The 13,475-nt window shown below is 50.1% G+C and carries 14 protein-coding genes; all 14 read left to right on the top strand.

All coding sequences use genetic code 11. The features are described from left to right. Positions 1-43 precede the first annotated feature (43 nt). Positions 44-805, top strand: coding sequence for a peptidoglycan editing factor PgeF (gene pgeF, locus ACFO4U_RS02070; RefSeq protein WP_215244065.1), 762 nt, complete (start codon positions 44-46; stop codon positions 803-805). Continuing rightward, the gene (locus ACFO4U_RS02075) at positions 802-1,455 is read left to right on the top strand and encodes a YggS family pyridoxal phosphate-dependent enzyme (protein ID WP_215244064.1); all 654 of its coding nucleotides are present in this window, start codon (positions 802-804) and stop codon (positions 1,453-1,455) included. The genes pgeF and ACFO4U_RS02075 overlap by 4 nt, the downstream gene beginning before the upstream one ends. A 23-nt stretch (positions 1,456-1,478) precedes the next feature. Beyond that, positions 1,479-1,949, top strand: a complete 471-nt coding sequence (locus tag ACFO4U_RS02080; protein WP_078146655.1) for a cell division protein SepF — start codon at positions 1,479-1,481, stop codon at positions 1,947-1,949. 4 nt (positions 1,950-1,953) lie between these two features. Then, on the top strand, positions 1,954-2,223 hold the full coding sequence (locus ACFO4U_RS02085) for a YggT family protein (RefSeq protein WP_015881317.1): 270 nt from the start codon (positions 1,954-1,956) through the stop codon (positions 2,221-2,223). Between the two features lie 3 nt (positions 2,224-2,226). Continuing rightward, on the top strand, positions 2,227-2,997 hold the full coding sequence (locus tag ACFO4U_RS02090) for a YlmH family RNA-binding protein (protein ID WP_078146656.1): 771 nt from the start codon (positions 2,227-2,229) through the stop codon (positions 2,995-2,997). Positions 2,998-3,015: 18 nt separating this feature from the next. Next, complete coding sequence (locus ACFO4U_RS02095; RefSeq protein ID WP_074037318.1) at positions 3,016-3,564, top strand: DivIVA domain-containing protein; 549 nt, start codon at positions 3,016-3,018, stop codon at positions 3,562-3,564. Positions 3,565-3,839: 275 nt separating this feature from the next. Continuing rightward, the gene (gene ileS, locus ACFO4U_RS02100; protein WP_215244063.1) at positions 3,840-6,566 is read left to right on the top strand and encodes an isoleucine--tRNA ligase; all 2,727 of its coding nucleotides are present in this window, start codon (positions 3,840-3,842) and stop codon (positions 6,564-6,566) included. Between the two features lie 57 nt (positions 6,567-6,623). Continuing rightward, positions 6,624-7,097, top strand: coding sequence for a signal peptidase II (gene lspA, locus ACFO4U_RS02105; RefSeq protein ID WP_214684520.1), 474 nt, complete (start codon positions 6,624-6,626; stop codon positions 7,095-7,097). Beyond that, a complete protein-coding gene (locus tag ACFO4U_RS02110) occupies positions 7,097-8,008 on the top strand; it encodes an RluA family pseudouridine synthase (RefSeq protein WP_015881322.1) in 912 nt (303 codons plus the stop codon). The genes lspA and ACFO4U_RS02110 overlap by 1 nt, the downstream gene beginning before the upstream one ends. A 154-nt stretch (positions 8,009-8,162) precedes the next feature. Then, entirely contained in the window at positions 8,163-8,741 is a 579-nt protein-coding gene (gene pyrR / locus ACFO4U_RS02115; protein WP_230872797.1) for a bifunctional pyr operon transcriptional regulator/uracil phosphoribosyltransferase PyrR, read from the top strand. Between the two features lie 48 nt (positions 8,742-8,789). Next, positions 8,790-10,094, top strand: coding sequence for a uracil-xanthine permease family protein (locus ACFO4U_RS02120; RefSeq protein ID WP_015881324.1), 1,305 nt, complete (start codon positions 8,790-8,792; stop codon positions 10,092-10,094). 129 nt (positions 10,095-10,223) lie between these two features. Further along, a complete protein-coding gene (locus ACFO4U_RS02125; RefSeq protein ID WP_084543094.1) occupies positions 10,224-11,138 on the top strand; it encodes an aspartate carbamoyltransferase catalytic subunit in 915 nt (304 codons plus the stop codon). Next, positions 11,135-12,415 carry a dihydroorotase gene (locus ACFO4U_RS02130; RefSeq protein ID WP_215244062.1) on the top strand — a complete coding sequence of 427 codons (1,281 nt, stop codon included), beginning with the start codon at positions 11,135-11,137 and terminating at the stop codon, positions 12,413-12,415. Before ACFO4U_RS02125 ends, ACFO4U_RS02130 begins: the two co-directional genes overlap by 4 nt. Further along, positions 12,393-13,475, top strand: a complete 1,083-nt coding sequence (locus ACFO4U_RS02135) for a carbamoyl phosphate synthase small subunit (protein ID WP_215244061.1) — start codon at positions 12,393-12,395, stop codon at positions 13,473-13,475. Before ACFO4U_RS02130 ends, ACFO4U_RS02135 begins: the two co-directional genes overlap by 23 nt.

Raw genomic sequence — 13,475 nt, forward strand, 5'->3', positions numbered from 1 at the left:
GGGTGCCGGTACTCGGCATCCCTTTTTCTAAAAGGAGAGACCGATGCAACTGCTACATACTTGGGAAACCGAAACAAACCGTTATCATGCTTACGCGACGACACGAACGGACGGACATAATGCTGGAAACGTCGGATTACATGTGGGCGATGAAATTGACCGAGTCGTCGAAAATCGTCAACAGTTCTTTCAACAAGCCGGGCTCTCGTTAGAGGACTCCGTGTGGGCGGATCAAGTACATGGTACGACTGTCCAAGTCGTCGATTCGTCGGACAAAGGTAAGGGGGCATTCCGATATGAAGAGGCGATTCCGAAAACAGATGGGCTTCTCACAACCGAAGACGCGTTACCGTTAGCCCTCGTCTTTGCTGATTGTGTACCGCTCTTCTTCTGTGCGAAAGATCATGGAGTCATCGGCATCGCTCATGCCGGGTGGAAGGGAACGGTCGGAAACATCGTTAAGACCATGATGCAGGCGTTTGCTGAGCAAGGAATCGAGGCGACCGATATAGACATGCTCGTCGGTCCCTCCATCTCAGGAAGTGACTATGAGGTCGATGGTCGTGTTCTCCAGGCCGTCCGGGATGTTTCGCCGATTGCATATGAACGGTCAGTGCGAAACGAGTTGGGTGAGCACGCGCTCTTGTCCCTCCAAACCGTCAATGAAGTATTGGCAAAAGAACATGACACTGAGGTCATGCAATCGAATTTAACGACTGGCGCGGACAGCCCGTTTTTCTCCTATCGAGATGGAGAGACGAAACGTCGGTTTGCGGCAGTCATTGTCAAGGAGCGCAAATCGTGAGTATTTCAGATAATGTTAAAAAAGTTCAATCCATCATGGCATCACATGTTCAAGAAGTAGAACCGACACTCATCGCAGTCACGAAATCGGTCGGTGTCGATGTGGCGAATGCCCTTTATGAAGAAGGGATTCGTGATTTCGGAGAAAACCGTCCAGATTCTTTACTCGAGAAGGTTGAAGGGATGCCGAAGGATGCAAGATTTCATTTTATCGGTACGTTACAGACACGCAAAGTGAGACAAATCATTGATTACGTCGCGGCAATTCATTCGCTCGACCGCTTGTCTCTTGCATCGGAGATTGACAAGCGCGCGAGCCGAACAATCGATTGTTTCGTTCAAGTGAACACGTCAGGAGAAGATTCAAAACATGGTCTCGAAATAGAGGAAGTCGTGCCCTTCATCGAGAACTGTAAACAGTATCCTCATATTCGAATCATCGGGCTGATGACGATGGCACCATTCACTGAAGAAGAGTCAACTCTTCGTGAAACGTTCCGCCGTCTCCGTCATCTACGTGATGAAGTGAAGGCAAATGCGTTTGAACACGCACCATGCACGGAGCTGTCGATGGGGATGTCAAACGATTATCCAATCGCGATTGAAGAAGGCGCATCGTTTGTTCGTATTGGTACCGTACTTGTGCAATAATATATCTTAAGGAGGAATCCGTTATGTCAATCAAAAACAAAATGAAAGATTTCTTTGGACTCGAAGAAGATCCGAACAGCACATATGAAGAAGAAGAGTATACTGTGGCAAATGCAGCAGCTCCGTCTACAACCGAAACATCTGTCGTCAGACAGGATGATCGTCCAAAATCAGCGAATAATCTCGTGGCATTAAATACGAAAAAGAAAGACCGTTCAAAAGTCGTATTGGCTGAGCCGCGTGTGTTCGCTGAGGCGCAAGACATTAGCGATCATTTGAAAGAAAACCGTGCTGTCATCGTCAACCTTCAGCGCATGTCAAAAGAGCAATCGCGTCAAGTCGTCAACTTCCTCTCAGGTGTCGTATACGCCCTTGAGGGATCGATGACTTCGATTGGACATAACACGATTCTGTGTACTCCGAACAACGTCGAATTGACTGGTTCAATCTCAAACTTGATATCGGAGGATGAACTTCACAGTAAAGGGTGGTAACTGAATGGAAAACGTAATCCCTGCCTTAGGCAACACGTTGAGCGATCTACTTGGTATCTATAGTTGGGTCCTCATCGGCTATATTTTATTATCATGGTTCCCGAACGCACGCGAATCTAAATTTGGTCAAATCTTATCGTTTTTGTGTGAACCGTTCTTGGCGCCGTTTCGCCGGATCATCCCACCGATTGGTGGTATGCTTGATATCTCCCCAATCGTTGCGCTGTTCGTGCTTCGTATGGCCCAAGCCGGCATCGCTGCGATCTTTGGGTGACGTATGAGCGTCTATGACCATTATCGACCAAGTGAACGCGCGTTCGTTGAACAAGTGCTCGACTGGGTACAACAAGTGGAGAATAGCTATGTGTTGAAATTGACGGATTTTCTAGACCCACGTGAACAGCAAATCGTCAAACAACTCGTCGGTAAACAACTTGTCATTCATGATGATGGCGGATTTGAAGGCGCGGAAAGACGTCGTCTGATTTTAGCGCCGGATTACTATGAACTCAATCCAGATGATTTTGAGATTGAGATCCGTCGAATCGAGTACCCAACAAAATTCGTGGACTTGACGCATCGACAAGTGACAGGAACATTGCTGAACGCTGGACTGAAACGTCAAAAGTTCGGAGATGTCGTTCTTGACGATGAGATTGTACAATTTGCGACGACGCGTGAAGCGGTCGGGTTCATTGAAATGAATCTTGAACGTGTCGGAAAAGCGAGAGTTCGCATTTCTTCCGTGCCAAAAGACGAGGTTCTTGTCGTCCCTGCGACCGAATGGATCGAAGGGTTCGGCATCGTCTCTTCCTTACGATTTGATACGGTCGCAAGCGAGGTGCTTAACATCTCTCGGCAAAAAGCGCAGGCGCTCGTCAAACATGGCGACTGTAAAGTGAATCATAAAGTCATTGAAGACGCGAGCTTCATCCTTGAACCGGATGATCTACTATCCGTCCGTGGATATGGTCGCATCAAATTGATGGAGATTCTCGGATCGACCAAACGTGAAAAAATTAAAATCCAGTATGGCACCATACGTTGAAATTAGGAGGAAAGTCGAATGGCGTTGACACCGATTGATATTCATAATAAAGAATTCTCTTCCCGTTTTCGTGGGTACGACATCGATGAGGTCAATGAATTTTTAGATCAAATCATTAAAGAGTTTGAACTATTGATTCGTGAGAATCGACGGTATGAAGAACTTGTCAACGATATGCAAGCCCGCATTGACTACTTCTCCTCGATGGAAGATACGTTGAACAAATCGATTATCGTCGCGCAGGAAGCGGCGGAAGAAGTGAAGAACAATGCTCAAAAAGAAGCGAGTCTCATCTTGAAACAAGCGGAACGTGAAGCGTTCGCTCGTGAAGAGGAAGCGGCGCGCAAAGAGCAACTTGCTGAACGAGAAGTCGTTCAAATGCTCAAGAAAGTAGAGTTGTATCGGACACGCTTCCGCGTCCTCGTCGATGCGCAAATGGAACTTCTCAACAGTACGGAATGGGAAACGATTGTCGGGGAACCGCCTGTGCAGACGGTTCTTGACGATAGAACAGAACTTGCGTATAATGACGACGAAGTCACACGTAATGAAGAACAACACGGATAAATGATCAACACGTTGAGTAGGACGCGTCGATCGAGTCATACCTACGAAGCGACTTAGGGACGGTGAGAGCCTAGGAGAAAGACTTGAATCGGTATCCCCTATGAGTCGTCACGCTGAAGTGAAGTAAGCGTGACCGCCTGACCTCGTTATCGGTTACCGAGAGCGGTCTCATGATGATGAGACTAGTAGGGTGGTACCGCGAGTCAACCAACTCGTCCCTATCAGGGATGGGTTGGTTTTTTTGTTTTCTAAAAAATGTTGATGGAGGAGTTTCGATGAACTACAAAGACACGCTATTAATGCCAAACACAGAATTCGCGATGCGTGGGAATTTACCAAAGCGCGAGCCAGCGATGCAAACAGAATGGGAAGATATGGACCTTTACAACAAGGTACAAGAAAAAAATGCTGGGAAACCACAATATATCTTACATGATGGACCTCCATATGCGAACGGTGACATCCACATGGGACACGCGATGAACAAAGTATTGAAAGACATCATCGTTCGTTTCAAAGGGATGAACGGCTATCAGTCTCCAATGATTCCAGGATGGGACACGCACGGTCTTCCAATCGAGAACGCCCTTCAAAAAGCAGGCGTCAATCGTAAGGAAATGACAGTCGCGGAATTCCGTGAAAAGTGTGCAGAGTATGCGATGGAGCAAGTGAACTCGCAACGCGAACAATTCAAACGTCTCGGTCTTCTCGCAGACTTTGAGAACCCATACATCACGCTCCTTCCTGAATACGAAGCGGCACAGATTCGTTTGTTCGGGTCGATGGCTGAGAAGGGTTATATCTACAAAGGGAAAAAACCGGTTTACTGGTCACCATCTTCCGAGTCGGCACTCGCGGAAGCAGAGATTGAATATTACGATAAAAAATCACCGGCTATCTACGTGGCGTTCCGTGTCGTGGACGGTAAAGATACGTTGACGTCAGACGATCACTTCGTCATCTGGACGACGACGCCTTGGACAATCCCGGCGAACCTTGGAATCGCGGTAAGTGATGAGTTGACTTACACGCGTATCGAACATGAAGGAAAAGGCTATATCGTCGCGGAAACGCTCGTTGAAGAAGTGACGGCAGCGCTCGGATGGACGGATTACACAGTGAGTGGGTCTTGGAACGGACGTGACTTCGAGTACATGACGGCCCAACATCCATTGTATGACCGGACGTCACTCGTCATCCTTGGCGACCACGTCACTGCGGATGCGACTGGACTCGTACACACAGCACCTGGACACGGGGAAGACGACTATCGCGTCGGACAGGCTTACGGATTAGACGTCCTTTGCCCGGTGGATGACCGTGGCTATATGACAGACGAAGCCCCTGGTTTCGAAGGTCTCTTCTACGAAGATGCGAACAAACAAATTGGTATGAAGCTTGAAGAGAACGGCTACTTGCTCAACTTGAAGTTCATCAAACACTCGTACCCGCATGACTGGCGTACGAAGAAGCCGGTCATCTTCCGTGCGACACCACAATGGTTCGCGTCCATCAAAGATTTCCGTGAAGACATGCTCCGTGAGATCGAGGAAGTGAACTGGGTCCCTGAATGGGGAATGACACGTCTCTACAACATGGTCCGTGACCGTGGAGATTGGGTCATCAGCCGTCAGCGTGCCTGGGGAGTTCCAATCCCAATCTTCTATGCGGAAGATGGAACGGAAATCATCACGAACGAGACAATCGACCACATCGCCAACTTATTCCGTGAGCACGGTTCAAACGTTTGGTATGAGCGTGAAGCGAAAGACCTTCTCCCTGCAGGGTTCACTCACCCGAACAGTCCGAACGGTGAATTCCGTAAAGAGCTCGACATCATGGACGTCTGGTTCGATTCAGGTTCTTCACACGCTGGTGTATTAGAAGAACGCGAAAACCTTCGTCGTCCGGCTGACCTTTACCTTGAAGGATCGGACCAATATCGTGGTTGGTTCAACTCGTCACTCTCGACGGCCGTTGCGACGACTGGGAAAGCACCGTACCGGAATGTCTTGAGTCACGGATTCGTCCTCGATGGGGACGGACGCAAAATGTCGAAATCGCTCGGTAACACGATTGCACCGAACGATCTTGTGAAGCAGTATGGCGCAGAGATCGTACGCCTTTGGGTCGCATCCGTCGATTACCAGTCGGACGTACGTGCGTCACACGATAACTTCAAACAGGTGTCAGAAGTTTACCGGAAGATGCGTAACACGATTCGCTTCTTACTCGGGAACTTGAACGGGTTCGAGCCATCGATGCGTGTCGCATTTGATGATATGCCGGAAGCGGACCGCTTCATGGCGACGAAGCTCAAACAATTGCAGACAAAAGTTGTCAAAGCATATGATGAGTTTGACTTTATGGCCGTGTATCACCTCGTTCATAACTTCTGTGTCAACGAGTTGTCATCGTTCTACCTCGACTTCACAAAAGATATCCTATATATCGAACGTGAAGACGATCTCCGTCGTCGTGCCGTTCAGACGGTCATGTACGATGCCGTCGTCCTCTTGACGAAACTATTGGCTCCAATCCTTCCACACACTGCCGATGAGGCATGGAAAGAAGTGCCTGGAAAGTCAGAAGCAAGCATCTTCTTGACGGATTTAGAAGAAGTGAGCGCGCTCACAGGAGACGAAACGGCATTACTCGAGAAGTGGTCGAAGTTCCTCGTCTTCCGCGACGACGTCCTCAAAGCGATTGAAATCGCACGTGGAGAAAAGTTGATCGGGAAACCGCTCGAAGCGAAGTTGATTCTCGCACCAAAAGCAGAGACTGCCGACTTGTTGAACACGATCGACAATGTCAGCCAACTGCTTCAAGTATCGCAAGTGAAGTGGGCTGAGACGGCAGACGTCGATTATGCGACGACGAAAATCACAGTCATGAAAGCGGATGGAGCCGCTTGTGCACGTTGTTGGACATACTCGACAGAGCTTGGACAAAACGAAGAGCATCCAGAGCTTTGCCCACGCTGTGCATCAGTAATCGGTTAAGACGAACCGGAGTGGCGTCCCCACTCCGGTTTCTTAACGGCTTGAAAGGAGACGCATATGAAACGATATTATGGATTGGCGCTCATCTTGATTTTGATCGATCAACTCACAAAATGGGTAGTCGTTCAAACGATGACAATTGGTCAATCGATTGAAGTCATCCCGAACTTGTTATACTGGACGTCCTACCGCAATAAAGGAGCGGCTTGGGGGATGTTAGAAGGACAGATGGCGTTCTTCTTTATCATCACCATACTTGTCGTTGCCGGACTCGTTTACTTCTTGCACAAAGAGGTGAACGGCTATCAACTCATCGGATATAGTGTCGGATTACTGTTGGCCGGTGCCATCGGTAACTTTATTGATCGTTTGTTCCGTGGCGAAGTCGTCGACTTTGTCGATACGTATCCGTTCGGATACAACTTCCCGATTTTTAACGTGGCTGATATGGCACTCACGTTTGGTGTCATCTTGATGGTCATCGGGATTTTATTTGAAGAAAAATTACACAAAGAAAGGGGACAATCGTAATGGAATCGTATACTTTTGTCGCCGATGAAAAGGCAAGGATTGATAAGTGGGTCAGTGACCGTGGTGAATGGTCACGCTCTCAAGTACAGGAATGGATCAAGACGGGAGCCCTCCTCGTCAACGGTAGTGCCGTGAAAGCGAACTACAAGCTTCAAGTGGGGGATGAAGTGGAAGTGAACGTGCCGGAAGCGGTCGAACTCGAAGTGTTGCCTGAAGACATCCCGCTCGAGATCGTCTTTGAAGACGAGGACGTCATCGTCGTCAACAAGGCACGCGGGATGGTCGTTCACCCTGCAGCTGGACACACGTCAGGGACGCTCGTCAATGCGCTACTTTATCATTGTGATGACCTCTCGGGTATCAACGGTGTCAAACGTCCAGGAATCGTCCATCGGATTGATAAGGACACGACGGGTCTTCTCATGGTCGCCAAAAATGACTTGGCCCATGAATCGCTGGCGAGCCAGTTGAAGGACAAGACCATCAAACGCGAGTATATCGCGCTCGTCCATGGCGAACTCGTCCACGAACTTGGAACGATTGAAGCACCGATTGGTCGCGATACGAATGATCGTCAGCGAATGACCGTGACGGACCGGAACGCAAAAGAAGCCGTGACGCACTTCCGTTTACTCGAACGTTATAAAGACTTCACGCTCGTGGAGTGTAAATTAGAGACTGGACGCACGCATCAGATTCGCGTTCATATGCGTTATATCGGTCATCCGCTCGCCGGTGACCCGAAATATGGTCCACGCCGCACGATTGATTTGGGCGGTCAAGCGCTCCATGCGGCAACACTCGGATTCCACCATCCACGTACGAAAGAATGGATGGAGTTTGAGGCACCATTACCAGAAGACTTTAATGCGGAACTCGCAAAATTAGATAAAATCGAGAAAACTCGTTGACTTCTGTCACGTTCCGATTTATAGTCTAGGAAGCATAACACCTTTAAACCCAGTCCAGAGAGGCTGTGAAAGGATTGTGACCGCGGTCACATGTACGTCAATTCAACCCCGGCATTCGTATGCCGTTTTTGATGAAGACTCCCTTTCCAGCCGGATGAGGGAGTCTTCTTTTTTAGTGAAGCTTGGAAGGAGGAATCACGTGAAACAATCAGTCATTTTAGATGAGTCAGCAATCCGTCGTGCTTTGACCCGAATCGCACACGAAATTATCGAGCGAAACAAAGGAATCGATGACGTCGTCCTCGTCGGAATCAAGACGAGAGGTGAGACGCTCGCTGACCGACTCGCTCGCCGAATCGAGGAGATTGAAGGCAAGCCGGTCGCACTCGGCAATCTCGACATCACCTTGTATCGCGACGATCTATCGAAGAAGTCGTTAGACCCTGAAGTCAAAGCGACGGAACTACCCCATGATATCAATGGAAAGACCGTCGTCCTCGTCGATGATGTCCTTTACACAGGTCGTACAGTTCGTGCCGCAATGGACGCGCTTGTCGACCATGGTCGTCCGGATTACATCCAACTTGCTGTCTTGATTGACCGAGGCCATCGGGAACTCCCGATTCGACCAGATTTTATCGGAAAGAACGTTCCGACGTCCAAGTCCGAGCAAGTCGTTGTGAGACTCAGTGAAGTCGACACGGCGGATGAAGTCACGATCCATCAGCAATAAACTCATACCTTTAAGGTGGTCCAGAGAGGCCAGGAAGGAGAATTCAATATGAAACAACCTGTTCTACACATCCACGAGCGTCCAGCTCACTTTCCACAATGGCTATTATTCAGCCTTCAACACGTCTTCGCCATGTTCGGAGCGACGATTTTAGTCCCGATTTTGACAGGATTAAATACATCGGTCGCCCTCGTCGCTTCCGGTGTGGCCACGCTCTCATTCTTAGCGATTACCCGCTTCAAAGTCCCAACATACTTAGGTTCAAGTTTTGCCTACATCGCCCCGATCATAGCGGTCAGCCAGCAATGGGGTGTCGAAGCCGCACTCTTCGGCGGAATCGTCGCCGGGTCTGTGTACGGTGTCGTCTCCTTGATCATCTATAAGACAGGCGTCAACTGGTTGCTCCGACTGCTCCCACCGGTCGTCGTTGGACCGGTCATCATGGTCATCGGACTCTCGCTCGCACCGGTCGCCATCGACATGTCGATGAATCAAGATGGTGCCTATAACGGGACGTTCATGACGATTGCCCTGCTTACACTTGGAATCACGATGCTTGCCATGACGAAACTGAAAGGTGTCTGGGGAGCGGTCCCAATCCTCTTTGGGATCGTGGGAGGATACGCAGTCGCAGCGGCATTCGGCATCATCGATTATTCGCCGATTCAACAAGCCAGCCTGTTCCAACTTCCTGACTTCACGATGGTGTTCGTCGACTACATGCCGATGTGGCAAGTCGGTGCCCTTCTCGCCATCGTTCCGGTCGCACTCGTCACGATGACGGAGCACATCGGAGATCAGATGGTCACGTCAAAAATTATCGGACGAGAAACGATGAAAGATCCAGGTCTCCATCGCACGCTACTCGGAGACGGAGTGGGAAAAGCCGTCGCCTCTGCACTCGGTGGACCACCATGTACGACTTACGGTGAGAACAACGGCGTCATGGCCATCACACGAGTCTACAGTGTCTACGTCATCGCTGGCGCAGCACTCATGGCCATCAGCTTCGGATTCCTCGGTCATATCGAAGCGTTCATCTCGACCATCCCGAACCCGGTCAAAGGTGGAATCTCGATCCTCTTGTTCGGTGTCATCGCCTCGAACGGATTACGGACGATGGTGGAGAGCAAAGTCGACTTGGCAGAAAAACGCAACTTGATCATCTCGTCGGTCATCCTCGTCATCGGACTCGGAGGTGCGATGGTTCAAATCGGGAGCTTCCCGGTACAAGGCATGGCACTCGCGACGGTCGTCGGCATTTTGTTGAACGCCATCTTACCGCATGAAGAAGACGACACAGCAGTCGAAGTCAACACAACTGAAGAAACGAAACAAGCAAGTAACTTTTAATTCGATCCCGTGAGGTCGGCAAAGTGAAGGCTCGTTTATTTGGGTGTACCCTGCCCAGATAAAGGCGTCCCTTCACATCGGTGAAGAGACGCCTTTTCTCTTTGCCTCTAATAAAAGGAGGAGACGAACATGAATACGATGCAAACAAACGTGAAACCGGTCAAACACTTCGTCAGTTTGGACACACTTTCCCTTGAAGAGATCATGGGCATGATTGAAGAATCATTGCGCTACAAGCAAGGTGATCTTCCTCCACTGTTTGACGGGAAGACCGTAGCGAACCTGTTCTTTGAAAACTCGACACGTACGAAAAACTCGTTTCAAATGGCCGAACGCCACTTGAACATGCAGGAGATTCCGTTCGATGTGACGACGTCATCGGTCACGAAAGGCGAGACGCTCTACGATACGTGTAAAACGCTCGAAGCCATCGGTGTGGATGCACTCGTCATTCGACATCCGGAAGCGGGCTATTATCACGAACTCATCGAAAAGTTGAATATCCCGGTGTTGAACGGAGGGGACGGGAGCGGGGAACATCCATCTCAATCGTTGCTCGACCTCGTTACCATCTTTGAAGAGTTCGGAACGTTCCAAGGATTGAACGTCGCCATCTGTGGTGACCTCGTCCATAGTCGGGTCGCTCGCTCAAACGCAAGCGTCTTGAAGCGCCTCGGAGCAAACGTGGTCGGTTGTAGTCCTGCCTCTTGGTGGGACGATTCGATGGGGCTAGAGCGAAAAGAACTCGATGACATCATAGGCGAATGTGACGTCATCATGTTGCTCCGTGTACAACACGAGCGCCATATCATGGGAGACGTCTTCTCGAAAGAAGAGTATCACACACAGTTCGGTTTGACGGTCGAACGCGTCGAGCGAATGAAGGCAGGCGCCATCATCATGCACCCGGCTCCGGTCAATCGGGATGTGGAGATTGCGGGAAGTCTGATCGAGCATGAACGGTCACGCATCTTCCCGCAAATGAAGAATGGGGTGTATGCCCGGATGAGCATCTTAAATCGAGCATTAGGAGGACAACAATGATACTTCAAAACGCGACATGGTATGACAAGGGAACGAAGCGTACGACATCCATTCAAGTGAAAGACGGAAAGATAAAATCACTCGACTATAAAGGGGAGACCGAGGGACAAGAAGTCCTCGATGCATCAGGCTATCTGCTCGCACCAGGACTCGTCGATGTCCACGTCCACTTGCGTGAACCAGGGGGCGAGGCGAAAGAGACGATTCAGACGGGGACGATGGCGGCAGCGGCAGGAGGATTTACGACTATCTGCTCGATGCCGAACACGAGACCGGTTCCTGACAATCGCGAAACAATGGACGTCCTCCTTCAAAAAATCGAACAAGATGCGGTCGTACGTGTGTTACCTTACGCCGCCATCACGAAACGACAGCTCGGGGAAGAACAGGTCGACATGGAATCGCTCGCAGATGCCTTCGCCTTCACGGATGATGGGGTCGGTGTCCAATCGGCGGCGATGATGCGACAAGCCATGCGTGAAGCGAAACGATTGAACAAAGCGGTCGTCGCCCACTGTGAGGACAATACGTTAAAGGCCGGGTCGGTCCACGAGGGCAAATTCAGTGAGGCGCATGGCATTCAAGGAATTCCGAGCCTTGCGGAGAGCATCCATATCGCTCGCGACGTTTTGATTGCTGAAGAGACAGGGTGTCATTATCATGTCTGTCACGTCTCATCCCGCCAATCGGTTCGTGTCATTCGGGATGCGAAACGAGCCGGCATCCACGTGACCGCAGAAGTGACGCCGCATCATCTCGTCTTGAGCGAGGACGATATCCCTGGGCTCGATGCAAACTTCAAGATGAACCCACCGCTCCGAAGCGAGGATGATCGACAGGCCCTCCTTGAGGGATTGTTTGACGGGACGATCGATATGATCGCAACGGACCATGCCCCCCATACAGTAGAAGAAAAAGCACAAGGGATAGAGCGGGCTCCGTTTGGAATTACCGGCTTCGAGACTGCCTTTCCACTTCTGTACACGACGTTTGTAAAAACGGGCGTCATGGAGGAGCATCAGTTGCTCGACTGGATGACGAAACGTCCGAGTGACGTATTCGGTTTATCGAGAGGAGAATTGAAAGTTGGGGTGGATGCGGACCTGATTCTCATCGATACGGAAACGTCTCGCACGGTCGTTCCTACGACATTTTACTCAAAAGGAAAGAATACACCGTTCGCAGGGAAAAAGCTTGTTGGATGGCCGGTCATGACGATGGTCGGCGGTGAAATTGTATATAAGGGGCGATTTGATGAAACGAACATTATGGCTTGAGGATGGAATGAATTTTGTCGGTAAAGGATTCGGGGCACCGGCTGATACGATGGGAGAAGTCGTTTTCCAGACAGGTATGACAGGATACCAAGAAATCTTATCAGATCCATCATACTGCGACCAAATGATTGTACTGACGAACCCATTGATTGGGAACTATGGTGTCAATCGTGAGGATTTTGAAACGACGATTCCGATGGCAAAAGCGTTAATCGTGAAAGAAGCATGCGATACGCCATCGAACTTCCGTTCAACGGCGACACTCGATGCGACACTCACCCGCTTCGGCATTCCGGGACTTTCGGATATCGATACACGGATGTTGACACGTCATTTACGAGCGAAAGGGGTCATGCGCGGTGTCCTCATCGATGGAGAGTTGACGTGGGACGAGGTACGAACCCGTTTTGATGAAGAATCGCCGAACGATCAAGTCGCACGCGTATCGACGAAGCGGACATATGTGAGTACGGGAGCTGGCCCTCGCATTGCTTTGATCGACTTCGGGGCGAAGCTTGGAATCATGCGCGAGTTGATGAAACGAGATTGTGAGGTCATCGTCTTCCCGCACGATGTGACGGCAGAGGACGTATTACGGTATGAGCCGGACGGCATCATGTTGTCAAATGGACCAGGAGATCCTAAAGACGTTCCGACGGCACTGCCGCTCATCGAGCAACTGATGCCGACGACACCGATGTTCGGGATTTGTCTCGGTCACCAACTGATTGCTCTCGCAAACGGTGCGAACACATTCAAGCTTCCGTTCGGACATCGTGGCGCGAATCATCCGGTGCTCGAGCTTGAGACCGGTGCCGTGACCATCACCTCTCAAAACCATGGATATGCGGTTGAGGAAACGTCACTGCTCGATACACCGCTCATCGTCACACACCGTGCGGTCAATGACGGAACGATCGAAGGGGTAAGACATCTCCATCACCCGACCTTCTCGGTACAGTATCATCCGGAGGCAGCACCGGGACCGTTCGACGCCAACGACTTATTTGACCGATTCATGCAACTCGTACAAGAAAACAAACAGAAAGTGGGAATTTGA

It is taken from the genome of Exiguobacterium profundum (assembly GCF_042652865.1).
In the GTDB taxonomy this organism is placed as follows: domain Bacteria; phylum Bacillota; class Bacilli; order Exiguobacteriales; family Exiguobacteriaceae; genus Exiguobacterium; species Exiguobacterium profundum.

What these genes read in the sequence shown, in the direction of transcription:
- ileS (WP_215244063.1), top strand. Translation starts at nt 3,840, where the DNA reads ATGAACTACAAAGACACGCTATTAATGCCAAACACAGAATTCGCGATG.
- ACFO4U_RS02085 (WP_015881317.1), top strand. Translation starts at nt 1,954, where the DNA reads ATGGAAAACGTAATCCCTGCCTTAGGCAACACGTTGAGCGATCTACTT.
- ACFO4U_RS02090 (WP_078146656.1), top strand. Translation starts at nt 2,227, where the DNA reads ATGAGCGTCTATGACCATTATCGACCAAGTGAACGCGCGTTCGTTGAA.
- ACFO4U_RS02120 (WP_015881324.1), top strand. Translation starts at nt 8,790, where the DNA reads ATGAAACAACCTGTTCTACACATCCACGAGCGTCCAGCTCACTTTCCA.
- pyrR (WP_230872797.1), top strand. Translation starts at nt 8,163, where the DNA reads ATGAGGGAGTCTTCTTTTTTAGTGAAGCTTGGAAGGAGGAATCACGTG.
- ACFO4U_RS02130 (WP_215244062.1), top strand. Translation starts at nt 11,135, where the DNA reads ATGATACTTCAAAACGCGACATGGTATGACAAGGGAACGAAGCGTACG.
- ACFO4U_RS02125 (WP_084543094.1), top strand. Translation starts at nt 10,224, where the DNA reads ATGAATACGATGCAAACAAACGTGAAACCGGTCAAACACTTCGTCAGT.
- ACFO4U_RS02135 (WP_215244061.1), top strand. Translation starts at nt 12,393, where the DNA reads ATGAAACGAACATTATGGCTTGAGGATGGAATGAATTTTGTCGGTAAA.
- ACFO4U_RS02110 (WP_015881322.1), top strand. Translation starts at nt 7,097, where the DNA reads ATGGAATCGTATACTTTTGTCGCCGATGAAAAGGCAAGGATTGATAAG.
- ACFO4U_RS02080 (WP_078146655.1), top strand. Translation starts at nt 1,479, where the DNA reads ATGTCAATCAAAAACAAAATGAAAGATTTCTTTGGACTCGAAGAAGAT.
- ACFO4U_RS02095 (WP_074037318.1), top strand. Translation starts at nt 3,016, where the DNA reads ATGGCGTTGACACCGATTGATATTCATAATAAAGAATTCTCTTCCCGT.
- pgeF (WP_215244065.1), top strand. Translation starts at nt 44, where the DNA reads ATGCAACTGCTACATACTTGGGAAACCGAAACAAACCGTTATCATGCT.
- lspA (WP_214684520.1), top strand. Translation starts at nt 6,624, where the DNA reads ATGAAACGATATTATGGATTGGCGCTCATCTTGATTTTGATCGATCAA.